The organism is Streptomyces sp. NPDC021080, assembly GCF_044333225.1.
In the GTDB taxonomy this organism is placed as follows: domain Bacteria; phylum Actinomycetota; class Actinomycetes; order Streptomycetales; family Streptomycetaceae; genus Streptomyces.
In genome coordinates this window covers 225,687-250,614 of the sequence record NZ_JBIRQM010000001.1, presented here as the reverse complement: position 1 = coordinate 250,614, position 24,928 = coordinate 225,687, and the positions used below count along the sequence as shown (strand labels likewise).

Annotated in this window: 14 protein-coding genes; 7 read left to right on the top strand and 7 right to left on the bottom strand. The window is 74.7% G+C overall.

Annotated features, from left to right (window positions below; translation table 11 throughout):
* Positions 1-70: 70 nt before the first annotated feature.
* The 6 genes from ACH4S8_RS01050 to ACH4S8_RS01025 are packed head-to-tail and all read left to right on the top strand — an operon-like array spanning position 71 to position 15,597.
* Positions 71-7,363, top strand: coding sequence for an SDR family NAD(P)-dependent oxidoreductase (locus tag ACH4S8_RS01050; RefSeq protein WP_398389657.1), 7,293 nt, complete (start codon positions 71-73; stop codon positions 7,361-7,363).
* A gap of 8 nt (positions 7,364-7,371) precedes the next feature.
* Positions 7,372-12,087 (top strand): beta-ketoacyl synthase N-terminal-like domain-containing protein, encoded by a 4,716-nt coding sequence (locus tag ACH4S8_RS01045; protein ID WP_398389655.1) that lies wholly within the window; start codon positions 7,372-7,374, stop codon positions 12,085-12,087.
* Positions 12,084-12,398, top strand: coding sequence for an acyl carrier protein (locus tag ACH4S8_RS01040; protein ID WP_398389654.1), 315 nt, complete (start codon positions 12,084-12,086; stop codon positions 12,396-12,398). The genes ACH4S8_RS01045 and ACH4S8_RS01040 overlap by 4 nt, the downstream gene beginning before the upstream one ends.
* A gap of 3 nt (positions 12,399-12,401) precedes the next feature.
* The gene (locus tag ACH4S8_RS01035) at positions 12,402-13,223 is read left to right on the top strand and encodes an alpha/beta fold hydrolase (protein WP_398389652.1); all 822 of its coding nucleotides are present in this window, start codon (positions 12,402-12,404) and stop codon (positions 13,221-13,223) included.
* A complete protein-coding gene (locus tag ACH4S8_RS01030; RefSeq protein ID WP_398389650.1) occupies positions 13,220-14,476 on the top strand; it encodes a glycosyltransferase in 1,257 nt (418 codons plus the stop codon). Before ACH4S8_RS01035 ends, ACH4S8_RS01030 begins: the two co-directional genes overlap by 4 nt.
* A complete protein-coding gene (locus tag ACH4S8_RS01025) occupies positions 14,473-15,597 on the top strand; it encodes a class I SAM-dependent methyltransferase (protein ID WP_398389648.1) in 1,125 nt (374 codons plus the stop codon). Before ACH4S8_RS01030 ends, ACH4S8_RS01025 begins: the two co-directional genes overlap by 4 nt.
* A gap of 76 nt (positions 15,598-15,673) precedes the next feature.
* Here ACH4S8_RS01025 and ACH4S8_RS01020 read toward each other — a convergent pair whose 3' ends face one another.
* The 6 genes from ACH4S8_RS01020 to ACH4S8_RS00995 form a co-directional block, all read right to left on the bottom strand.
* Positions 15,674-16,537, bottom strand: a complete 864-nt coding sequence (locus tag ACH4S8_RS01020) for a PRD domain-containing protein (RefSeq protein WP_398389647.1) — start codon at positions 16,535-16,537, stop codon at positions 15,674-15,676.
* Positions 16,538-16,643: 106 nt separating this feature from the next.
* Entirely contained in the window at positions 16,644-18,785 is a 2,142-nt protein-coding gene (locus ACH4S8_RS01015) for a glucose PTS transporter subunit IIA (RefSeq protein ID WP_398389646.1), read from the bottom strand.
* A gap of 533 nt (positions 18,786-19,318) precedes the next feature.
* Positions 19,319-19,951: a DUF1775 domain-containing protein gene (locus tag ACH4S8_RS01010; RefSeq protein ID WP_398389645.1), complete on the bottom strand. Its 633-nt coding sequence runs from the start codon at positions 19,949-19,951 to the stop codon at positions 19,319-19,321.
* Between the two features lie 110 nt (positions 19,952-20,061).
* Positions 20,062-21,450, bottom strand: coding sequence for a copper resistance protein CopC (locus tag ACH4S8_RS01005; RefSeq protein ID WP_398389643.1), 1,389 nt, complete (start codon positions 21,448-21,450; stop codon positions 20,062-20,064).
* Positions 21,451-21,558: 108 nt separating this feature from the next.
* Positions 21,559-22,890 (bottom strand): sensor histidine kinase, encoded by a 1,332-nt coding sequence (locus tag ACH4S8_RS01000; protein WP_398389641.1) that lies wholly within the window; start codon positions 22,888-22,890, stop codon positions 21,559-21,561.
* Positions 22,883-23,548 carry a response regulator gene (locus tag ACH4S8_RS00995; protein ID WP_398389639.1) on the bottom strand — a complete coding sequence of 222 codons (666 nt, stop codon included), beginning with the start codon at positions 23,546-23,548 and terminating at the stop codon, positions 22,883-22,885. The genes ACH4S8_RS01000 and ACH4S8_RS00995 overlap by 8 nt, the downstream gene beginning before the upstream one ends.
* 166 nt (positions 23,549-23,714) lie before the next feature.
* Between ACH4S8_RS00995 and ACH4S8_RS00990 the strand changes: the two genes are divergently transcribed.
* Complete coding sequence (locus tag ACH4S8_RS00990) at positions 23,715-24,086, top strand: response regulator transcription factor (RefSeq protein ID WP_398389637.1); 372 nt, start codon at positions 23,715-23,717, stop codon at positions 24,084-24,086.
* 254 nt (positions 24,087-24,340) lie between these two features.
* On the opposite strand, the gene lepB is transcribed toward ACH4S8_RS00990, so the two are convergent.
* Positions 24,341-24,793, bottom strand: coding sequence for a signal peptidase I (gene lepB, locus ACH4S8_RS00985; RefSeq protein ID WP_398389636.1), 453 nt, complete (start codon positions 24,791-24,793; stop codon positions 24,341-24,343).
* Positions 24,794-24,928 lie beyond the last annotated feature (135 nt).

The following is a 24,928-nucleotide window of genomic DNA, read 5'->3' as shown; positions in this document are numbered from 1 at the left end:
AATCCGACGCGCCGCCATCGTTGTCGTACCGCATCCCCCACCGAGCAGTCTCAGCTTGATTCGGAGAATCATGACGTCTGCTGTGCGTTCCGAGGACATGATCATCGGCATCACCCCGTTCGGCGAACCCGACGCCCGGCTCGCCGCGGCGGTGTGCCGGGCCGGCGGGCTCGGCGTGCTCGACCTGGGCGACGGGGACCGAAGATCCCGTGACGCGCTGGAACGCCTGTGCCGCCTGGCACCGGGACCGTTCGGGGTCCGGATCGGCGCCCGCTGCCGACTGGACCCCGCCGACCTCGCGCCGGGGACCGGCGGCACCGGCCGGCCGGACACGGTGGTGCTCGCGGTCGACGCGCCGTGGCGGGCCGACGACCTGGCCGACGGCCACCATGTGCTGGTGGAGGTCACGGACCTCGACGAGGCGCGGGCCGCGGTGCGCGCCGGAGCGTACGGACTGATCGCCCGCGGCAGCGAATGCGGCGGACGTGTCGGGGAGTTGAGCACCTTCGTCCTGCTCCAGCGACTGCTCGCCGCGACCGACGTGCCGCTCCCCGTCTGGGCCTGCGGCGGAATCGGCCCCCGGACGGCGGCCGCCGCGATGACCGGCGGGGCGGCCGGGGTGGTACTGGACGGCCAGCTCGCGCTGCTGGCCGAGTCGTCGCTGCCGGAGGCGGCCGCCGCACGATTACGGTCCCTGGACGGCTCGGAGACCGTCGTGCTGGCCGGTCACCGAGTGCTGCTGCGCCGTGGCCCGGACGCGCCGCGCGTCGACGGGACCGATCCGGCGGCGGTCGCGGCGGCGCTGGGCGCGCAGGATCCGCGGACCCAGTTGCTGCCGGTGGGTCAGGACGGCTTCCTCGCCGCCCGGTTCGCGCGCCGCTGGGGTGACGTGCGCCGCACGGTACGCGCTCTGACGGACGCGGTGCGCGACGTCGTACGCGACGACGTGGCCGCCGGGGCGCTGGCCGCGGGCTCCCCGATGAGCCGGGCGCTCGGCACCCGGCTGCCCGTCGCGCAGGGTCCGATGACCCGGGTCAGCGACCGCGCCGAGTTCGCCGCGGCGGTCGCCGAGGACGGCGCGCTGCCCTTTCTCGCGCTCGCGCTGGCGGACGGCGCGCGCACCCGGGCGATGCTGACCGAGACCCGGGCCGCCATGGCAGGGCGGCCCTGGGGCGTCGGCGTGCTCGGCTTCGCGCCGGAGGAGGTGCGTACCGCCCAGCTGGAAGCGGTACGGGAGCTGCGGCCGACGCACGCCGTCATCGCGGGCGGGCGCCCTTCCCAGGCACGGGCACTGGAGGAGGACGGGATCCGCACCTTCCTGCACGTGCCCTCACCGGGGCTGCTGCGGCAGTTCCTGGAGGCCGGGGCCCGCCGGTTCGTGTTCGAGGGCTCCGAGTGCGGCGGACACGTCGGTCCGCGCGGCAGCTTCCCGCTCTGGGAGGCGCAACTCGCGGTCCTGGAGGACTTCCTGGACACGGCCGACGGGAAAGGCGGGAACAGCAGGAACGACAGGAACGACAGGAACGACAGGAGGAACGAGCGGGGTGGGAACACGGCGGAGGCGCTGGAGGTGTTCTTCGCGGGCGGTGTCCACGACGAGCGCTCGGCGGCGATGGTCGCCGCGCTCGCGGCCCCGCTGACCTCGCGCGGGGCCGCCGTCGGGGTCCTCCTGGGCACCGCGTACCTGTTCACCGAGGAGGCGGTCGCGCGCGGCGCGATCCAGCCGCTCTTCCAGCGCCAGGTGCGGGCCGCCGAGCGGACCACGCTCCTGGAGACCGCGCCCGGTCACGCCACCCGCTGCGTGCCGAGCCCCTTCACCGAGGGGTACCGCGAGCACGAGGGGCGGCTGCGGTCCGCGGGCGTGGCCGACCGGCGGATCTGGGAAGAACTGGAGCGGCTCAACATCGGGCGGCTGCGCCTCGCGAGCAAGGGCGTGGAACGGGACGACGACGGGGCGCTCAGGTCCGTCGACGAGGACCGCCAGCTCGGCGACGGCATGTTCATGGCCGGGGAGGTGGCCGTGCTGCGCTCGGCCACCACCACCGTCGCGGCGCTGCACCGGGCGGTGACCTCCGGGGCCGCCGGCTTCCTCGCCGAGCGGGCGCCGGGCCTGCGTGACCGACTGGGCGAGCGGCCGGCCGGGTCCGGGACCCGGGAGCCGGTCGCACCCGCGCCACTGGACATCGCCGTCGTCGGGATGGCCTGCATGTTCCCGCAGGCGCCCGACCTCCCCACCTTCTGGGCGAACGTCGTCGGCGGCCGGGACGCGGTCGGGGAGGTCCCGCCCGAGCGCTGGGACCCGGCCGTGCACTACGGGCAGGGCGACGACGGCGCCCCCTCCAGCGGTGCCGCCCCCTCCGACGGCGCCCTCCCCTCGAGCACCGCCGTCCCCTCCAAGTGGGGCGGCTTCCTGCCCCGCATCCCCTTCGACCCGCTGCGCTACGGCATCCCGCCGGCGTCGCTCGGCAGCATCGAGCCGGTCCAGCTCCTGTCCCTGGAGGCCGCCCGGCGCGCTCTGGAGGACGCCGGATACGGAGACGGGGGAAGGGAGTTCGACCGGTCCCGTACCTCGGTGGTCTTCGGCGCGGAGGCGGGCAGCGACCTGTCCAACGCGGCCACGCTGCGCGCCGTGCTCCCGTCGTACCACGGGCGCGTCCCCGAGGGCCTCGACGGCCAGTTGCCCCGGCTCACCGAGGATTCCTTCCCGGGCATGCTCGCCAACGTGATCTCCGGCCGGATCGCCAACCGGCTGGACCTCGGCGGCGCCAACTTCACCGTCGACGCCGCCTGCGCCTCCTCGCTGGCCGCGGTGGACGTGGCGTGCAAGGAACTCGTCGGCAACACCAGCGACGTGGTGCTGTGCGGCGGCGCCGACCTGCACAACGGCATCAACGACTACGTCCTGTTCTCCTCGGTGCACGCGCTCTCCCCCACCGGCCGCTCCCGCTCCTTCGACGGCTCGGCCGACGGCATCGCGCTCGGCGAGGGCGTCGCCTGCGTCGTCCTGAAGCGGCTCGCGGACGCCGAGCGGGACGGCGACCGCGTCTACGGTGTGATCAAGGGCCTCGGCAGTTCGAGCGACGGCCGCTCACGGGGCCTGACCGCGCCCCGCCCCGAGGGTCAGCGCTCGGCGCTGGAGCGGGCCTACCGCAACGCGGGTGTCTCGCCGGCCGACGTCGGGCTCGTCGAGGCGCACGGCACCGGGACCGTGGTCGGCGACCGCACCGAACTGACCGTCCTCGGTGAGGTGTTCGGCGAGGCCGGGGCCGAACCGGGCAGCTGTGCGCTCGGTTCGGTCAAGTCGCAGATCGGGCACACCAAGTGCGCCGCCGGGCTGGCCGGGCTGATCAAGGCGGTACTGGCGCTGTACACCGGTGTCCGGCCGCCCACCCTGCACCTGGAGCGCCCCAACGCGGCCTGGGACGAGGGGAGCAGCCCGTTCGTCTTCCACACCCGGGCCCGGCCCTGGGCGGCTCCGGCCCCGCAACGGTTCGCCGGTGTCAGCGCGTTCGGCTTCGGCGGGACCAACTTCCACGTGGTGCTGGGCGCGTACGCGGACGGAACGGCGCCGGTGCAGACGTTGGACGTCTGGCCGGCCGAACTGTTCGTGTTCCGGGGCCGGGACGTCGCGGCGGCGCACCGGGCCGTGGAGGAGCTGCTCGGGGCCGCCGAGGCCGACGGCCGGCCGTGGCGGCTGCGGGACCTGGCGCTGAGCGCGGCCCGCCGGGCCGACGTCTGCCCGGATCCGGCGCAGGTGGCGGTCGTGGCCGCGGACGTGGACGAGCTGACCGGGCGGCTGCGACGGGCGCTGGCCGGGGAGCACGATCCGGCGCACGGCGTCCATCTCGCCCAGGACCCGGCCGGGGGCAAGGTGGCCTTCCTCTTCCCCGGCCAGGGCAGCCAGCGCCCGGGAATGTTCGCCGACCTGTTCGTCGCCTTCCCCGAGCTGCGCCACTACCTCGAACTCGGTGCCGACCAGGCGGGCCGGCTGTACCCGCCCGCCGCCTTCGGTGACGGCGCGCGCGAACGGCAGCGGGCGGCGCTCACCGACACCCGGGCCGCACAGCCCGCCCTCGGCATCACCGGACTCGCCGCCCACGCCCTGCTCACCACGGCCGGGATACGGCCCGACATGGCCGCCGGGCACAGCTACGGCGAACTGGTCGCCCTGAGCGCGGCCGGCGCCCTCGCCCCCGAAACGCTTCTCGCGCTCAGCTCCGAACGGGCGGCGGCGATCCTCGAGGCCGCCGGCGCGGACCGCGGAGCGGACCCGGGGACCATGGCCGCGGTCAAGGCCGGCGCCGCGGAGGTCGCGGGGACCCTGCGGACGGCCGGGGCGCCGGCCACGGTGGTCGTCGCCAACCGCAACGCGCCCCGCCAGACGGTGATATCCGGCCCCGTCGACGACGTCACGGACGCGGTACGGCTGCTGCGCGAGGCGGGGTACGGCGCCCAGCGCATCCCCGTGGCCTGTGCCTTCCACAGCCCGCTGGTCGCCGGTGCGGGCGCCCGGTTCGCCGAGGCACTCGCGGCCAGGCCGGTGCGCGCGCCGGAGTTCCCCGTGTGGGCCAACCGCACCGCGGCGCCGTACGCCGCCTCCCCGGACGGGGTACGGGCCGAACTCGCCGCACAGATCGGCGCACCGGTCGGGTTCGTCGAACAGATCGAGGCGATGTACGAGGCGGGCGCGCGGATCTTCGTCGAGGCCGGGCCCGGATCCGTGCTGACCGGGCTGGTCGGACAGATCCTCGGCGACCGGCCGCACCGGACGGTCGCCTGCGAGCCGCGCCCGGACGACGGCCTGCGCGGCTGGCTGGACGCCCTGGCCCGACTGGCCGTCGCGGGGCTGCCGGTGCGCACCGGCTGGCTGCTGCGGGGCCGCGACGCCGTCGACGCGGTGCGCACGCCGGTACCGGGACGGCCCGGCTGGACGGTCGACGGGCAGTTGGTACGCACTGCCGCCGGAGACCTCCTTCCCGGTGCGCTCGCACCGGCCCGACGAGTCGTGGAGGCCACTGTGCCGACGAACCCCCCGCACGCGGTCCCGTCCGGCCGGGACGACCGTCACGGCACGCGCGGCCGGGAGCGCCAGGACGCTCGAGGCGCCCAGGACGCGCTGATCGCCGATTTCCTGCGCACCAGCCGCGAGATGGTCGCCGCTCAGCGTGACGTGCTCATGACCTATCTCGGAGCGGGGGCCGGGGAACGGACGGCCGCGCCGCCCGCGCCCGTCGCCCCGCCGGCCTCGTGGGAGGCGACGGAGGCCGCGCCCCTGACGGAGCCGCCGCGGACGGCCGTGCCGTCTCCTCAGCCTCCGCCGGTCACAGGGTCGTCGGCCCACCAGGGATCCGCCACGGAGCCGCCGGCCCACCAGGCGTCCGGCACCGGGCCCGCACCGGTCCGGGGCGGCGACGTCCGGCAGATGGTCCTGGAGATCATCAGCGAGCGGACCGGCTATCCCCTCGACATGATCGAACCCGATCTCGACCTGGAGGCCGACCTCAGCATCGACTCCATCAAGCGGGCGGAGATCGCCGGTGAACTGGCCCGGCGCCTCGGCGCCGGGGACGGCTCGGACCTCACCGGGCTCGACGACGCCGAGCTGGAGGACCTGGCGAAGGCACGGACGGCCGCCGCGGTGACCGACTGGCTGACCGCGCGGCTCTCCGGCCCCGCGGAGCCGGCCGCGCTTCCCGCCGAGGACGCGGAGACCGAACCGGCGGCCGAGGCGGCCCATGCGGTCGAGACCGCCGAGGTCACCGGGGCGGCTGAGGCGGCCGGGGCACCGGAGGCGTCCGGGACGGCCGAGGCCGTGGAGGCGGGCACCGGCACGACGGTGAACGGCGAGGCGGTGAACGGCGAGGCGCCCAAGCGGTATCTGCCGCGGTCGGCGCCCCTCGGGCAGGAGGGTGGTGCGGCGGATCCGGCGGCCGTGCTGTCCGGGACGCGGTGGGCCGTCCTCGGCGACGCCCCCGAGATCGGCGCCCGGCTCGCCTCGCACGGCGCCGACGTCGTCGTACGCGACCGGGAGCATCTGCTCACCCAGGACGACGGCCGGGTGGACGGGGTCCTGTACCTCGTGACGGGTGGCACGCCGGTACTGCCGGACGCCTTCCCCGTCCTGAAGGCCGCCCTGGCCCGGGGACCGCGCAGGCTGCTGGCCGTGCGGGCCGCCGACGGGGACGTGCCGGACACGGTGGCGGCGGGGCTTCGCGGCTTCTTCCGTACCGTGGCGCGCGAGTACCCGGAGACGGTCGCGCGGACGGTGGAGGTGGCGACCGCGTCGGCCGTCGCGGACACTCTGGCCGTCCCGGACACGCTGACCGTCGCGGACGCGCTGCTGCTCGCGGACGCGGTGGTCGACGAGGTGTGCGCTCCCGACCGCGCCCCGGTCGTCCTGCGCCGGCCCGAGGGCCGGTTCGCTCCGGAGCTCGTCGAGTCACCGCTCGGGATCCTCGGCAGCACCGGCGCCGGACCGGCCGGTGCGGGGGCGGCCGAGGCAGCCGCGCTCGGCCTGGACCGGGACGCGGTGGTCCTGCTGGCCGGCGGGGCACGCGGCATCACCGCGCAGTGCGCCGCGGCCCTCGCCGCCGCCTCCCGGTGCCGGCTCGAACTGCTCGGCAGGACGCCCGCGCCGGACGGACCGGAGGACCCGGACACGGCCGCCGCCCGTACCCCGGCCGCACTGCGCGCGGCGCTCGCCGCGCGCGGCATGAAGGATCCGGCCGCGATCAACCGCGCCGCCGGACTCCTCCTCGCCCGGCGGGAGATCACCGCGACGCTGACGGAGCTCAGGGCGCTCGGCAGCCGGGTCCGCTACCGCTGCGTCGACTTCCGGGAGCCGGAGGCGGTGCTCCAGGCGGTGAAGGAGATCCACGCCGAGCACGGCCGCCTCGACGGTGTCGTCTACGCGGCCGGGGTGATCGAGGACCGGATCATCGCCGAGAAGACCGCCGAGTCCTTCCAGCGGGTCTACGGCACGAAGGCGACCGGCGCGAACGCCCTGCTCACCTCTCTGGAGGAGCTGCCCGACGGGCCCGCGTTCACCGTGCTGTTCGGCAGCATCGCCGGCGTCCTGGGCAACCGGGGTCAGGCGGACTACGCGGCGGCCAACGACGCGCTCCAGACCCTCGGCGCGGCCTGGGCCGCCCGCACCGGACACCGGGCGCTGACCGTGCACTGGGGGCCTTGGGCGCCCGCCGTCCGGCACGGCGGCATGGTCGGACCGGAGCTGGCCCGCGCCTACGCCCGGCAGGGCATCGGCCTGATCGACCCCGAGGAGGGCACCGCGGCCCTGCTGCGTGAACTCGCCTGGGGCGATGCGTCGACCACTTCCGTCGTCTACACGCCCTCGGGCTGGTGACAGGCTCCATGACGGGTCGTCACCTGCCGGTCGCCATCGTCGGTATGGCGGTCCTGATGCCCGGGGCCCGGGACCTGGAGGCGTACTGGCGCAACCTGCGGGACGGGGTGGACGCGATCGCAGAGGTGCCGCAGGGCCGGTGGGACGCCGGGTACTACCGCCCCGGCACGGCGTCCGAACCGGCCGTCGCCGACCGGGTGTACTGCCGCAGGGGCGGGTTCGTGGACGCGGCCGAGGTGGAGGTGACCCGGTTCGGGGTCATGCCGAACTCGGTGGCCGGCACCGAGCCCGACCAGCTCATCGCGCTGCACGTGGCCGCGGCGGCCCTCGCGGACGCGGGCGGCCCGGACCGGCTGCCCGACCCGCGGCGCGCCGGCGTCGTCCTCGGCCGGGGCGGCTATCTCACCCCCGGCCTGGTCCGGCTCGACCAGCGGGTGCGCACGGCCGGGCAACTGGTGCGCACCCTGGGCGAACTGCTACCCGAACTGACGGAGAGTCAACTCAGCCGTGTGCGAACGGCGTTCACCGAGCGGCTCGGGCCCGACAGTCCCGAGTCGGCGATCGGTCTGGTGCCCAACCTGGCCGCCTCCCGGGTGGCCAACCGGCTCGACCTGCGCGGCCCCGCCTACACCGTGGACGCCGCCTGCGCCTCCTCGCTGGTGGCGGTCGACCAGGCGGTGGGCGAACTCTCCTCGGGCCGCTGCGACCTGATGCTCGCCGGAGGCGTCCACCACTGCCACGACATCACCCTGTGGAGCGTCTTCTCCCAGCTGCGCGCCCTCTCCCCCAGCGAACGGATCCGCCCCTTCCACCGGGACGCCGACGGCATCCTCATCGGCGAGGGCACCGGGGTCGTCGTCCTGAAGCGGCTGGCCGACGCCCGGCGCGACGGCGACCGGATCTACGCGGTGATCCGGGGCACCGGGGTGGCGAGCGACGGCCGGGCCGCGGGCCTGGTCGCCCCCGATCCCGGCGGTCAGGCGAGCGCCGTGCGGCAGGCGTGGCGCGCCGCGGGACTCGACCCGGCCGCGCCCGGCTCGGTCGGTCTGCTGGAGGCGCACGGCACCGCGACCCCGACCGGCGACGAGGCCGAACTGGCCATGCTCACCGAGGTGTTCGGCCCGGCCGGCGGATCCGGCGCGGGCCGCGCGGTGATCGGCTCGGTCAAGTCGATGATCGGACACACCATGCCCGCCGCCGGGGTGGCCGGACTGGTCAAGGCCGCCCTCGCGGTGCACCACGCGACACTGCTGCCGACGCTGCACTGCGACGACCCGCATCCGGCGCTGGCCGCGACCCGCTTCCGCACGCTGGAAGAGGCCGCACCCTGGGAGACGTCGCCCGGTCACCCGGTGCGGCGGGCCGCCGTGAACGCCTTCGGCTTCGGCGGGATCAACGCGCACGTGGTACTGGAGGAGGCACCGGCGCCCGTCGCGACGGTGCCCGCCCCGCAGACCGGGCACCCGGTCGTACGGGTCGCCGAGCCCGAGCGGGTCCTGCTGCTCGCCGCCGACGGTCCCGAGCCGCTCGCCGCCCTGCTGGACGCCGACGACGGCTCGGTGCGCACCGCCGGACTCGACCCCGCGCTCCCCCACCCTGCCGCGGGCCGGGCCCGGCTCGCCGTCGTCGACCCGACCGCGAAACGGCTGGCCCTGGCCCGCCGGGCGGTCGGCCGGGGCCGCGCCTGGCACGGCCGGGGCGACGTCTGGTTCCGTCCCGGCCCGCTGCTCGGTCCCGGCCACGGCAAGCTCGCCTTCGTCTTCCCTGGCCTGGAGGGCGAGTTCGCCCCGCGCGTCGACGACGTGGCCGCGCACTTCGGGCTGCCCGGCGCGGTGTCCGAGGGCGACCGTGTCGGCGACGTGGGACGGCACGGCCTCGGCGTGGTCGCCGTCGGACGCCTCCTCGACGCGGCGCTGCGCCGCACCGGCGTCGTGCCGGACGCGGTCGCCGGGCACAGCGTCGGCGAGTGGACCGCGATGACGGTGGCCGGGCTGTACTCCGGGGACGAGGTCGACGCCTTCATGGCCGGCTTCGACCCGGACTCGGTGACGGTGCCGGGTCTCGCGTTCGGCGCCGTCGGCGCGCCCGCGGAGCGTGTACTGGCCGCCCTGGAGCAGGAATGGCCGAGCGCGGGCCTGGTGCTCTCCCACGACAACGCGCCCGGCCAGTCGATGGTGTGCGGGCCGGACGGCGCGGTCGAGGAGTTCGTCAGGTCGTTCCGGGCTCGCGGTGTGCTCGGCCAGGTGCTGCCGTTCCGGTCCGGCTTCCACACGCCGATGCTGGCGCCCTACCTCGGGCCGATCAGACGGGCGGCGCAGCGGTTCCGGCTGCGTGCGGCGACCGTACCGGTGTGGTCGGGGACGACCGCGGCGCCGTTCCCCGAGCGGGAGGCGGAGATACGTGAGCTGTTCGTCCGGCACCTGCTGGAACCCGTGCGCTTCCGGCAGTTGGTCGAGGCCCTGTACGCGGCGGGGCACCGGACGTTCGTACAGATGGGCCCCGGGCAGCTCGGGTCGCTCGTGGGCGACACCCTCGGCGGCCGCGATCATCTGGCCGTGGCCGCCAACTCCCCTCATCGCACCGGCCTCGCCCAGCTGCGCCGGGTGGCGGCAGCGCTGTGGACGGCGGGGGCGGCCGTGGCCCCCGCCCTGCCGGCCGGGAGCCCTGCGGACACCACCGCCGGGACCGGCCCCGGCCCAGCCGACGTCGACGTCGACGTCGACGTCGACGGCACACCGTCACCGCGTCCTTCCGTACGACACGACCTGGAGGGCGCGCCGTCGCCGCGGTCCTCCGTACGACTCGACCTGGACAGCGGGCCGATCTCGCTCGGCGGACCGGAACTGGCCGGTCTGCGCGCCGAGTTGCGGGCGGCTTCCGCCGCTCCCGGCTCCACCGCGGGGTATGCGCTGGGCGCGTTCACCGAGCGGTTCCCGGCCGCCGCCGAACTGGACGCCCTGCTGCGCGAGACCGCGGACACGGCAGCCGCGCTGATCACCGCGCGGACCGCCCGCCCGCCGTCCGCCGCACCCCCGTCATCCGTCCCCGCACCCGTCCCCACGTCCGCCTCCGCCCCCGTCTCCGTGCCCGGCACCGGGACGCGGACGGCGGGCGCCGACGAGCCGCCGACGACGACGAGCACCGGTGTACGCACGTCGGTCGTCCGCGTCTCGCCGGAGACCATGCCGTATCTGCTCGACCACTGCTTCTTCCCCCAGCGGCCCGGCTGGCCGGACGTTTCCGACCGCTGGCCGGTCGTCCCGGCGACCACGATCGTGCAGCACCTGATGGACGCGGCCCGGCGGGCGGCACCGGGCAAGGTTCCGGTCGCGGTGCACGGCGCCCGGTTCGAGGAGTGGCTGACGGCCACCCCCGCCGTCGACGTGCGGGTCACGGCGGAGCCCGTGGCACCGGACCGCCTCGCGATGTCCTTCGGCCCGCGGGCCCGCGCCACCGTGGAACTCGCCACCGGCTACTCCGCCCCGCCGCCCGCCCGTTGGCGCACCGACCCCGCCGTCGAGCGCACGCCCGACCACACCGCGGCCCAACTGTACGGTGAGCGCTGGATGTTCCACGGCCCGGCGTTCCAGGGGGTCACCGAACTGACCGCGCTCGGCGAGCGGCACATCCGCGGGATCATCACCGTCCCGGTCGCGCCCGGCGCCCTGCTGGACAACGTCGGCCAGATCCTCGGCTACTGGATCATGGCGACCCGCACCGAGCGGACGGTCGTGTTCCCGGTCGGGATGCGGGAGATGCGCTTCCACGGCCCGCATCCGGCCCCCGGGACGCGGGTGGCGTGTCTGGTGCGGATCACCTCGCTCACCGACACCGTGCTGGAGGCTGACGTACAACTGTCGGTGGCGGGCGTGGTGTGGGCGGAGCTGCGCGGCTGGCAGGACCGCCGGTTCGACAACGACCCGCACACCCGGCCGGTGGAGCGCTTCCCGGAGCGCAACACCCTGTCCGAGGCCCGTCCGGGCGGCTGGTCGCTGGTGCACGAGCGGTGGCCCGATCTGGCGTCACGTGACCTGATCATGCGCAACTCGCTGGGCGGACAGGAGCGTTCGGAGTACGCCGACCACGCGCCGCGCGGCCGTCGGCAGTGGCTGCTGGGCCGGATCGCGGCCAAGGACGCCGTACGGCAGTGGCTGTGGGACCACGGCGAGGGCCCGGTGTTCCCCGCGGAACTGCGGGTGCGCAACGACGACCTGGGCCGCCCGTACGTCACCGGGGTGCACGGGCGCGACCTGCCCCCGCTGGACGTCTCGCTCGCCCACTGCGCGGAGGCGGGCGTGGCGATCGTACGGCCGCACACGCCCGCTCCCGGGCCGGGCATCGACATCGAGGAGGTCACGACCCGCGACCCGCAGACGGTGGCGACCGCGCTCGGCGCGGACGAACTGCGGCTGCTGCGCGCACTGTGCGCCTCCGGCGGCGACTCCGAGGCGCTGTGGTTCACCCGGTTCTGGGCAGCCAAGGAGGCGGTCGCCAAGGCGGAGGGCACCGGCTTCGGCGGCCGACCACGCGACTTCGCCGTGCTGGAGGCGTCCCCGGCCGGCGACGCCCTGACCGTCTCGGGGCGCCTGGAACGCGCCTACGCGGTGCGGTGCGCACCGGCCGCGAACCCGCCCGGACCGACCGAGCGGGCCTATGTCGTGGCCTGGACCACAGGACCGATCGGACCGACGGGACACCCCCACGAGGAGGAGTACGCCCCATGAACGCCACCCCCCACCCCGCCGGCACGGACCTCGTGCTCGCCGACATCGCCGGACTGCTCGCCCGGCTGATCGAGGACGAGTACGGCCTCGACGACGTCGAGATCGGCATGGCGACCACGTTCAACCGCGATCTGGAGCTGGAGAGCATCGACCTGGTGACCCTGGCGGGGCTGCTGGAGGAGCGATACGGCGAGCGGGTCAACTTCGCCGAGTTCCTGGCGGGGATGGAGTTCGACGAGATCATCGAACTCACCGTGGGGCGGCTCGTCGAGTACGTCGTGGCCAGTCTGAAGGCGGCGGAGGCGAGCTGACGCATGGCGATGGTCGACACCGGTGGACTCCGGTTGCACGTACAGCGGATCGGCCCCCGGGACGGCCGGGCGGCCACCGCCACCGCGGTCCTGGTCCACGGTCTGCTCACCGACAGCCTGGCCAGCTACTACTTCACCGTGGCACCCGCCTTCGCGGCGGCCGGCCTCGACGTCGTCATGTACGACCTGCGGGGCCACGGCCGCAGCGAACGCCCGCCGGACGGCTACACCCTGGACCACAACATCGACGACCTCCGGGCGCTGCTGGACCGGCTGGCGGTGACCGGGCCGGTGCACCTGGTCGGCAACTCCTACGGCGGCACGATCGCCTTCGGATACGCGGCCCGTCACCCCGAACGGGTGGCCAGCGTGTCCCTGATCGAGTCCGAACCGGCCACCGCCGCCTGGGCGTCGAAGCTCGGCGGCATCCTCGACCGGGTGCTGACCCAGCTCGCGCACAACGAGCCCGACGCCCTCGCCTGGATCACGGCCAACCGGGGCCACAACACGGCACGTCTGGCCCGGGGCGCGGCCCGGCTCGCCCGGGACACCACCCTCGGAACGGACATCCCCGCCAGCCGGGTCCTGACGCCGGAGCGGATCGGCGCGGTGCGCTGTCCCGTGCTCGGCGTGTACGGCGGTGACTCCGACCTCGCCGAACTCGCGCCCCGGCTGCGGTCGTTGCTGCCGGACTGCCGGACGGTGGTGATCCCGGGACACGAGCACTCGGTGCTCGTGGAGGCGGCCGGGACCGTGGGCGGTCACATCCTGGCGCTGATCCAGGGGACTTCGGCGGCCCGACGGGTGGGGGCCAAGGCGCGGTGAGCGGATTCCTTTTCGTGGTACCGCCGTTGGTCGGGCACATCAACCCGGCCGTCGGGGTCGCCGACCGGCTGCTCGCGCGCGGGCACCAGGTGGCGTGGGCGTGCGCCGACCCCGGCCTCGTGGAACGCCTCGCGGGTGACCGGGCCCGGGTGTTCCCGTGCGCCGGGCCCGTACCGGGGGTGGGCGAGGCGCGACGGCCGCCCGACCTGCGCGGGCCCGAGGCGCTGAAGTTCCTGTGGGAGGGGTATCTGCTGCCGCTGGCCGAGGCGATGGCGCCGGGGGTACGGGCGGCGGTCGGGACGTTCCGTCCTGATGTGGTCGTCGCCGACCAGCAGGCGTTCGCCGGTGCGCTGGTCGCCGAGCGGTCGGGGCTGCCCTGGGCCACCTCGGCGACCACCTCGGCCGAGTTCGCCGACCCGCTGGCCGGGCTGCCGAAGGTCGGTGAGTGGCTGGCGGAGCGCCTCGCCGGACTGCGCGCGTCCATCGGTGATCCGGCGGGCGACACCGATCCGCGGTTCTCGCCGCATCTGGTGCTGGCGTTCAGCACCGTCGAGCTCGCCGGTCCGCGGGCCGCCGCGCGGGGCGGCCCGGTCCGCTGGGTCGGCCCGTCGGTCGCGGCCAGAGCGGCCACGGCCGCCTTCCCCTGGGACTGGCTCGACCCCGGCCGGGCCGCGGTGCTGGTGACCCTGGGCACCGCGAACGCGGACGCCGGCGGACGCTTCCTCGCCGTCTGCCGGGAGGCGCTGCGCGCACGGGCCGACCGGGTACAGGCGGTCGTCGTCGACCCGGGGGGCACCCTGGGCACGGACGGCACCCCGTCCCCGGACGCCGGCCCGTCCCCGGACGGCACCTGGACTCCGTACGGCACCCGGACTCCGGACGGCCACGACAAGGACCTGCTGGTCCTGCCGTCCGTGCCTCAGCTCGCCCTCCTCGAACGGGTCGACGCCGTGGTCTGCCACGCCGGTCACAACACCGTGTGCGAGGCGCTGTGGCACGGGGTTCCTCTCGTGGTGGCGCCCATCCGCGACGACCAGCCGGTGGTGGCCGGGCAGGTGGTGGAGGCCGGGGCCGGCGTCCGGGTCAGGTTCGGCCGGGTGACCGCCGCCGGGCTGGGTGCCGCGCTCGACGCCGTACTGCACGAACCCGGACACCGTGCCGGCGCCGAGCGGATCGGCACGGCGTTCCGTGCCGCCGGCGGTGCCGCGGCGGCGGCGGACAGCCTCGAACGACTCGCCAGGGAGTGCCGATGAGTGAGCAGACCGGGAAGCCGGCCGGGAACACGGCCGGGCAGGCCGACGGGAAGCCGGCCGGGGAGCCGGGCCGCGCCGAGCGGGTGGCCGCGCTGCGCCCCGGCTACCTGGCCGATCTGGCCGAGGGCCCGGAGCGCTTCTTCGAGCCGCCGCGCACCACCTGCCCCTGGTGCGGCTCCGGCCGACTGACCACCCGCCTGCGCACCACGGACCTGCTCCAGCACAAGCCGGGCCGGTTCGTCCTCGACCGGTGCGACGCCTGCGGGCACGTCTTCCAGAACCCCCGGCTGAGCGAGGCGGGGCTGGAGTTCTACTACCGCGACTTCTACGACGGGCTCGGCGAGAAGAAGCTCGGCGACACCTTCGGCGGCCGCACCAGGATGTACCGCGACCGCGCCGGGTCGATGCTGCCGTACGACTCCGCCCCGAAGACCTGGCTCGACGTCGGCACCGGGCACGGCCACTTCTGCGCGGCCGCCCGCGAGGTGCTGCCCGGCACGGCGTTCGACGGTCTCGACTTCACGGACGGCGTCGAACTCGCCGCCCGCGAGGGCCGCGTGGCGCGCGGCTACCGCGGGGCCTTCCCCGACCTGGCACCGGAACTCGCCGCCCGCTACGACGTGGTGAGCATGTTCCACTATCTGGAACACAGCACCGACCCCGACCGTGAACTGAGGGCCGCGTGGCAGGCGGTGCGGCCCGGCGGCCATCTGATCGTCGAGGTGCCGGACCCCGAGAGCCGCTACGCCCGGCTGCTGGGCCGCTGGTGGCTGCCCTGGCTCCAGCCGCAGCACCTGCACTTCGTGCCGGTCGCCAATCTGCGCCACCGGCTGGCGGAGTTGGGGTTCACGGTGGTGGCGGAGCAGCATGCCGAGGCGCACGATCCGGTGGACCTGCTCGCCGCCGTATGGCTGGCGCTGGACCACACCGCTCCGCGCGAGGACGCGCCCTGGCTGCCGCGGCCGCCGGGCCCGCTGCGCCGGGCCGGGCGTACGGCCCTGCTCGTCGCGGGGATCCCCGCCCTGATCCTGGGCACGCTGCTGGACCGCTTCGCGGTCCGCCCGTTCGCGCGACGGCTCGGCGTGTCCAACGCCTACCGCCTGGTGGCCCGCCGGGACTGACCCGCGTACGGCCGTGAAGCCGCGGGCCGCGTCCGGCGAGCCCGTCGTGCGTCACTTCACACGTGCCGGCCGGGGCTCAGGCGGCGGTGCCGTCGGCCTCCATGGTCATGCGGGCCACGTGGAGCGCCAGGTAGGAGACCTCGTCCTCGCTGAGCTGCCGGCCCAGACGCAGCTCGACGATCGTGGCCAGCTGCTGCGCGGTACGGGTCGCCTCCGGGTAGTACTGGCGGATGCCCATGCCGATCGTGGCCTCCTGGCCCTTCAGCTGCTGGTGCTGCTGGATCCGTACGAAGAGGTAGCGCACGTGGGTGATGAACCGTGCCACGTTCATGGACTCGTGGGAGACGTCCACCCCGTACCGCTCCCGTACGACGGCGAGCATCTGCTGGATGACCCCGGTCATCGTGTACGTGAAGGACAGGTCGCCCGAGACGAAGCCCGCGTTGACCAGGTGCAGCGCGAGCGCGGTCGCCTCGGAGGCGTCGAGCTGCGGGACCATGTGCGCGTTGATGGCCTTCAGCAGGAGCTGCGCCTGGGCGTACTCGGTGGCGTACAGCGTCTGCACCTCGGCGCGCAGCGGGTACTCGATGACGATGCCCCGCGCGGCCCGCTCCAGCGCGCCGGCGACATGGTCGGCGATGGCGATGGCGAGGGTGGGACGGGTGGACTCGCGCCCTTCGATGCCGACGTCGCCGAGGGCGGTCACGACGGCGTGCAGGACCTCCTCGCTGATCAGGGCGAGGGCCTCGGCCATCTGGTCGGCGTCCGGGTCGTGCGGGCGGTCGTCGGCCGGGACGAAGACGCGCTCGATCAGCGTGGGGTCGACGGGCTTGCCCTGGTGGGAGCTGAAGCCGATGCCGCGCCCGGTCAGGATGACCGGCCGGCCGTTCTCGTCGTTCGCGAGAACCACGTTGTTGTTGAGCACGCGCAGAGCCTTCACCGCCGCTCCTCCTTTCCGTTCGTGCCCCATCCTCCCCCGAACCCGCGCGGCGCGCGCACGCCTCCCACCAGGGGAGGCGTGCGCGCGCCGTGCGAAAGGCGGGTCGTCACCGCCGTACGGTCACCACCGGGGCGCCGACGACGACGTCCTGTCCGGTGTGCGGCTCGACCGAGTCCATGTCCGCGGTGTTGAGGACGGTCACGAGGACGACGGTCGGGTGCCCCGCGGCGCGCACGGCGCCGAGGTCGACCTCGGCGAGGAGGTCACCGGCGGAGATCTTCCGGCCGGCCTCGACGCGCACGTCGAAGCCCTCTCCCTTCATCTGCACCGTGTCGATGCCGATGTGGACGAGCACCTCGACGCCGTCCGCGGTGCGGATGCCGAAGGCGTGGCCCGTGTTGGCGACGCTGATCAGCTCACCGTCGACCGGGGCGACGACGTGGCCGTCGGCCGGTTCGATGCCCACGCCCTCGCCGAGCGCGCGGGAGGCGAAGACCGGGTCCTCGACCTCGCCGAGGCCGACCACACGACCCGCGACCGGCGCCGCGAGCTCGAGGCCCTTCCCGGCGGCGGGAGCGTCGGCCGAATCGGCGGACACGGCGGCCGAACCGGTGGCGGTGGCCGAACCGGTGGCGGTGGCCGAACCGGTGGCGGTGGTCACCGCGGCGCCGACGGCGACGAGCTCACGGTCCTCGGCCACAGCGGCCTCGGCGGGGGCGGCAGGAGCGGCGACCTCACCGCGGGCGGCGGCCTCGGCCGCGTCGCGCTCGGCGTTGGCCTCGACGCGCTCCTCCTTGGTGCGGTAGTCGGAGAAGTACACGAGCGCCATCGAGGTGAAGAAGGCGGCCGAGATCGCGATGATGTACTTGATCATCGGGTCGAAGACCGGGATGGTCAGCAGCGAGGTGAAGGCGAAGGCCTTGGTGTTCACGCCGCCCAGGATGCCGATGATCACACCGCCGACGAGGCAGCCCACGAGCATGCGCGGGTAGATCCGCTTGAAGCGCAGGTGGATGCCGTACAGCGACGGCTCGGAGATACCGCCGAGCAGACCCGCGGCCAGGGCGCCGGTGGCGGTCTGGCGCATGTCCTTCTCACGGTGACGGATCGAGAGCATCAGGACACCGGCGGTCGCGCCGAAGCAGGCGAAGTTCCACGTGCCCATGGGGCCCTGGATGAAGTCGTACCCGAGGGTGTTGATGTTCACGAGCATGAGCGCGTTCAGCGGCCAGTGCAGACCCAGCGGCACCAGGAACGGGTACAGCATCGGGATGACGATCGCGAAGACGATCGGGGCGTTGCCGTTCAGCCAGGACAGACCCGTGCCGAGGCCGTTGCCGGCCCAGACGCCCATGGGGCCGATGAGGAAGGCGGTCAGCGGGATCATGATCAGCATGCTGAAGAACGGCACGAAGACCATCTGCACGTTCTCGGGGAAGATCCGCTTCAGGCCCTTGTAGACCAGGGCGAGCAGCGCGACCATCAGCAGCGGCACGAACACCTGGCCGCCGTAGTCGTTGAGCTGCATCGGCAGCCCGAAGACGTGCGCCACGGACTCCGTGGTGCCCAGCGTCGTGTTGGTGTGGGTGACGACGCCGGGGGTCTTGGAGCCGATCATGCCGGTGAAGTTCGGGGTCATCACCGCGGCCATCACCGAGGCGCCGACCCAGGGGTCGATCTTCAGCTTCTTGGCCGCGTTGTAGGCGACCATGATCGGCAGGAAGTACAGCACCGAGCGCCACATCGAGTCGACGAAGACCCAGCTGGCGGACTTGTCCGCGGAGCGGAAGTCGACCACGCCGAAGGCGTCGAGCATGGAGGCGATCGCGATGATCAGCGAGGCGCCGAGCAGCACGCCCAGGAGCGGGCGGAACGAGTCCGAGAGGTACTCGAAGAAGTTGTCGAGCCAGGCGTAGCGGCCGCGGCCCTTGGCGCGGATCTCGGCCTTGACGTCGGCGTCGGACTGCGGGCGGGGTGTCCCGGCGGCGCTCATCGACGGCAGGTTCATGATGGTCGAGTAGACGCTCGCGACGGCTCCGCCGATCACGATCTGGAAGCGGTCGCCGGACTGGGGCACGGTGCCCATGACGCCGTCGAGGGCGTCGAGCGCGGCCTGGTCGACCTTCTTGCCGTCGTGGAGCTGGAAACGCAGCCGCGTCGCGCAGTGCGTGAGGCTCTCGATGTTCTCGGGTCCGCCGATGCCACGGAGGATCTCCTCCGCCAGCACCCCCGGCTTTGATGTGTTCATGCTGCGTCCCTGCATTCCTGATTCGTGCGATCCTGCATCGGTCCGCGATCTCTCACGCACGGACCGAGGCAACAAAAAAGGCCCGGGCAGCGCACGGGGCGCCACCCAGGCCTTGCCTCCCTCAGCCGGACACCGGCGCATCGCACGGGGCGACGACGATGGCGTCCATAGGGAGTAACAATCCTGCGATCGAGATCGATCGAAAATGACTATAGCACCGGCACGGCGGCGCCGAGCACCTCCGAAACCCGGCTCCCTGCCTCCGTATGTGCAGGTCAAGGGTGCTTTGAGGCTGTACGGCGAACCATCCGCCCGGCCAGTCGGACGAGGTTCGTGACACTCGCCACAGCAGGCCGCCCGCCTGTCGCCCTCGTGGGCTGCCCCACCGGGCCGGAGTCGCCCCCTCCCGTGCACGCCGAACGCAGGACCCCCGGCATCCCACCGTCACCGCCGTCACCTCCGTCGAGGACACCTGCGGCGGATCCCCGGCCCGGCCCCCGCACACGGCGGTCGCCTCAACGCGGTACGGAGCCTCAACGCGGTGCGGAGCCGCGGCGACGTGCCGCGGACCGCGCCACCGGGACCCCCGCGGCCGCCAGGAGCAGCAGTACGCCGCAGACGACGGCCGCCGTCCACGCGGCATCCGGGGCGTGCGCCGCCGCATCGGCGGCCGGTGCCCCGTCCAGACTCAGTACGGGTGCGGGGTGCTCGGGTTCGGCCTGCCCCGCCACCGTCTCCTGGTCCCAGGTGACGACCTCGCCGTCGTCGTACTCCTGCCGCGCCACGAAGGCCAGCTCCGACACCCCGGTGGGCACGCGGTCGATGTGGACGACGAAATCGACTCCGTTCTCGCCGCTGATCGCCCCGCCGGACCAGCCGACGGTCCGGCCCGCGTCACCGGCGGCCGCCTGCTCCGCGGTCCAGCCCGTCACCTGCTCCGCGCGCACTCCTCGCACGCCCTTCGGTGCCTCGATCCGTACGCCGACGGTCCGCGCGGAGTCCTTCTCGTTCGGCACGTGGAACGTCATGCGTACGTCCGTCGCGCCCGGGGTCACCGCCTGGTCTGCGTGCACGTGCACGTGAGCCTGGGCAGGGGTCGCCGTCGCCAGCAGCAGTCCCGCGGCGATCAGGGCCGCGGCTGTGCGGGCCGGGGGAAGCAGCTTCATGGGTCGGTTCCTCTCGGGGGTCCCGGCGGTGTGCGTGCGGCGCGGGAGCGGGACGGGGACGGCTTCGGTGCTGCGGGACCGGGCGTGGCCGGACCGGCGGCGGGATGCGGTCACACGGGCGGGGCGGTCGTGACCAAGGCGGCGGTGACGGCCAGCACGACGGCCGCGACGAGCAGTTCGGCCAGCAGGCCGCGCCTGAGGGTTCGTACGAGAGCGGCGTCCGGCGGCGCGGGCGGGGCCGGTGCGGTCAGGGTGAGCGTCGTACCCGCTTCCCTGCCCGCCGGCGGGGCAAGGGGTGCCGGGCGGGTGGCGTGGCGGTGGACCCAGCGGCGGGCCGTGCCGCCGAGCGCGACGACCACGGCGACCCCGGCCGTCTTCAGCAGCAGCAGCCGGCCGAACCGGGTGTCGAGGAGATGCCCGGCGGAGCCCACCTCCCGCCAGGCCTGACAGGTCCCCGTGACGACGAGGGCGACGACGGCGGTGAACGCCAGCCGCGAGAACCGGGGCAGCACGACGGCCAGTTCACGGAGGTGAGCGGGGCGCGACAGGACGGCCGCGACCAGCGCGAGTCCGCCCAGCCAGAGCGTCATGGCGGCCAGGTGGACGAGATCGACGGCCACCGCGAGCGGTGCGTACCGGCCGTCGACGGCGTGCCCGGTCAGCGGCCAGGTGCCCCAGAGCACGGTGACCGCGGCCGTCGTCGCCAGGACCAGCGGCTTGGCGGGGCGGTCCCTCCCGGCCGACGCGGTGGCCACCGCGGTCGCGGCGCCGAGCGCCAGCAGGGAGTAGAAGCGCACCGCGTAGGCCAGGTCGGCCGTCGCCGAGTACGGATGGGCGTGCGCACCGGACCAGGCCTCGGCCAGTGGCCGGCCGTCGGCCCAGACGGTGTCGACGGCCAGGACAGCGAGCGTGCCGGCCGCCAGCAGACCGGCCCCGCCCCACACCAGGACGCGGGTCCTGCGGTCGCGCAGCCCGGCGGGCCACAGCCACAGGGCGACCAGCAGCACGCCCGGCCCCAGGGCGAGTCCGGCGTAGCCGGTCCCCCGGGCCACCCCCAGGAGCCGGCCGGCCCAGGCGGCGTTCGCACCGGCGAGCGGGGGCACGGCGCCCACGACGTGAGTGGCCGCGCCGATCGAGAACCGGTAGGTGCCCGCCACGGGGTGTCCGTCGGCCGACGTCACCTGCCAGGCGACGGAGTAGGTGCCCGCGCGCAGGCTTCCGGGCAGGGCCGTCCGCAGGGTCCGGCGCCGACGGTCGTCGGGGTGGCCGCCGAGGTCCACCCGGCGCATGTGGTCGTCGAACACGCGCACCGCGTCGGCGCCCGCGGTCACCGGCCGGCGGAACGTCAGCGCGACCTTGGCCGGCAGGCGCGGCAGCACCTGTCCTGCCGCGGGCTCGCTCGACAGCAGACCGGTGTGCGCGGCGGCCGGGCCCGCGGACACGGCCTGCAGGAACAGGGCGCAGAGAACAAGGCAGAGCGTGGTGACGATGCGGCGCATCCGTTTCCCCCCGGGTGCACTGGTCGGACGGCACGTCCAGGGTGCCGCTCCGCCACCGCCCCCGGCAGCCTCGCCCTTGGGGGGTGGGACCCCCTCAAAACGAGGGGGTCAGGACGGGACCGGCAGCACGGTGCGTACCTCGGTGCCGCCGTCGGGGCGCTCGGCGACCGTGACCTCGCCGCCCAGCTCGCTCGCCGTGTCCCGGATGAGCTGCAGTCCGAGATGCCCGGTGGTGCCGAGGGCGGTGCCCGGCCCCTTTCCGTCGTCCGTCACCACGACCAGCAGCCGCTCCTGGCCACCGGTGACGTCGATCCATGCCCGGTCCGCCTCGGCGTGCTTGAGGATGTTGGTCACGCACTCCCGTGTGCAGCGGTAGGCGGCGGCTGCCAGGTCCGGCCCCAGCGCGGCCCGCACGTCGACGGTCGTGGTGACGGCGACCCCCTCCCGGCGCAGGCGCTCGGCGAGCAGTTCGACCGCCTGCGGCAGCCCGTCCTCGGTCAGGTCCGGCGGGTAGATGTCCACCATCAGCGTGCGGAGCGAGCCGACGGCGCCGCGCAGCACCTCGGAGACCCTGTCGAGCATGCCGCCGGTCGATGCCGGGGTGCCGGGCGGCAGGTCGGCCCGGACGGCCTCCAGCGCGTACCCGGCACCGGCGAGGTCCTGGACCACGCCGTCGTGCAGGTCACGGGCGATCGCGCGCCGCTCGCGCTCCGAGGCGGTGAGCGCGTTGGCGAGCAGTCGGCTGCGCTCCGCGTCGGCCTGGCTGACCCGGCGCAGCAGCTGCACGGAGACCGGGAGCTGGGTGACCAGCAGAAGCAGCAGCGCCAGGATCGAGAACGGTACGAGGGTGCGCATCAGCTCGTCGCGTGCGATGGCCACCCGGTCGTCGGTGAAGTACACCTCCAGCGCGAGCCGTTCGCCGGAGGCCAGGTCCAGGGGAACGTAGACCTCCACGAGACGGCTGTCGCCGTAGGGTTCGGTGATGTTCTCCTCGTCGGACAGGTCGGAGAGGTCCGCCCAGCTGGCGTGCCCGTCGATGGTCTTGCGCACGTCGTCGTTCAGGGGGAAGGACATGCCGATGGCGTGGTGCTCGTTGGAGTAGAGCACCACGCCCTGCCGGTTCCACACCTTCACGCGTACGACGCCGGCCTCGCTCTCCCGGGCCGCGACCGCCTCGTCCAGCTGCGCCCGCGCGGTGCGGTCGCCGCGGATCAGCCGGGGCACGGCCGGCTTGAAGATCACGTTTCCCATCAGCTGCGCGGACCGCGCGGCCTCGGCGAGCGCGGTCCGCTTGGCGATCGACTCGGCGGCGAACAGGGTCGCCGCGCCGACGACGGTGAAGGAGCTCAGCCCGATCAGCACCATCGCGACCACCGCGCGCCGGACCGTTCTGCTGCCGCCGGAATCCCGTGCCGGGACCGTGCCCTCTCGGTCAGCCATCGCTGTGCGCCTCGACGAGACCGAGCTGCTGCGCCTTCACCACGGCCTGCAGCTGCGAGCGCACCCCGAGCTTGAGGTGGATCGCCTTCACGTAGCCGCGGCAGGTGTTGACGCTGATGCCCAGCAGTCTGGCGATCGCCGCCGGAGCCAGCCCCTTGCCCATCAGGGTGAGCACCTCGGACTCGCGCGCGGTCAGAGCGGCCACGGCGGGGTCGTCCGTGGCCCGCGGCCGGGGCGGTTCACCGAACACGGACGCGGACACGAGCATCGATCCCTGCCGTACGTCGCGCAGGACTCTCAGCATCTCCTCCAGCGACCCGGACTTCGGCACGAACGCGCTGGCGCCCGCCTGTGCGGCGCGCACCACCCAGTCGGGATCGCGGTGCGCGGAGACGATGACGACGGTCGCGTCCGGCGTCGTCTCCCGGATCCGCCGGGTGACCTCGAGCCCGCTCTCCGTGCCGAGCGAGATGTCCATCACGACCATGTCGGGTTGTTCCCTGGCCGCCAGCTCGACGGCCGTCGCCCCGGTGCCCGCCCAGCCCGCGCAGTCGAAGTCCGGCTGGGACCCCAGCGCGAAGGCCAGCAGTTCCGCGAAGGTCCGATGGTCGTCGACGATCAGTACCCGCGTCTTCGGCGACCCCTCTTGTCCCGGCATGCTCTCCCCACCTCAGCGGACCGCCACCGTGGCCGGAACGCATGCGCCATGCAATCACGACGTGGTGGAACGGAGAACGGGTTGTGAAGGAATCGTGTCCTTGCGGGCTGTCGCCCCCTCCGGTTTGGGGGTGGCTGTACCGCCTCGGGACGGGCACCGTTGGACCATGCCGATTCGCCTGCTCGTCGTCGACGACCACCCGCTCGTGCGGGACGCCCTGGCCGGGGCGCTCGGCCGCAGCACGCTCGTGGACGTGGTGGGGGTGGCCCGCGACGGCGCGGAGGCCGTCGACGCGGTGGCACGGCTCCTGCCGGACGTGGTCCTCATGGATCTGGTCATGCCCGTCATGGACGGGGCCGAGGCGACCGGACGGCTGCTGACGCTCCGGCCGGGGACCCGGGTCGTGGTGCTGACCTCCGCGGTCGGCGGCCGGCTGGAACGGGCGGCCCGGGACGCCGGAGCCGCCACGGTCCTGCGCAAGGACACCGGGATCGACGCGGTGCTCGACGCCGTCGTGGCGGTCTCCCCGGGCACATGAACCCGTGGCGGGGGGGGGGGCGGGGCGCCCCCCCCCCCCCGGCCCCCCGGCCCCCCCCCCCCCCCCCGCCCCCGCCCCCCCCCCCCCCCCCCGCCCGGTCCCCGCCCATCTACCGCGGGGGGGGGGGGGGCCCGGGGGCGGGGGGGGGGGGCGGCGGGGGGCCCCCCCCGGGGGGGGGGGGGGGGCCGGGCCCCCCCCCCCCCCACGGTCCGCCGGGCCCGCGCACCCTCACGGTCTCCCGGGCCCGCGCACCCTCACGGTCTCCCGGGCCGTGGCCACCAGCGCAGGATCACCCGTCCGGTCACCTTCGTGACGGGGACCGGTCCGAACTGCCGGGAGTCCACGGAGTGCCGACGGTTGTCGCCCAGCACGAAGACGGTGCCGTCCGGTACCCGCGCGGGCCCGTAGTACATCCCGTCGACCGTCTTCGGATCGACCGCCGGCTCCTCGACGGCACGGCCGTCGACCTCCAGGACCCCGTCCTCGATCGCGACCGTGTCCCCCGCCACCGCCACGACCCGCTTGACCAGCGTCGCGCCGGACTCGTCGAACACCACGAGATCGCCGCGCCGGGGCGGGGCGCCGCGGTACGCGCGGTCGTCGACGAGCAGATGGTCCCCGGCCGACAGCGTCGGCTCCATGCTGGTCGACTCGACCCGCACCGGCTCCACCAGGAAGGTGCCGGCCACGAACGCCACGGCCGGCACCACGAGCAGGGCGGCGGGGGGGGGGGCCCGCCCCCGGCCCCCCCCCCCCCCCCCCCCGCGGCCCCCCCCCCCCCGCGGGCGCCCCCCCCCCCCCCCCCACCCCCCCCCCCCCGCCCGGCGGGGGTGGACGGCCGC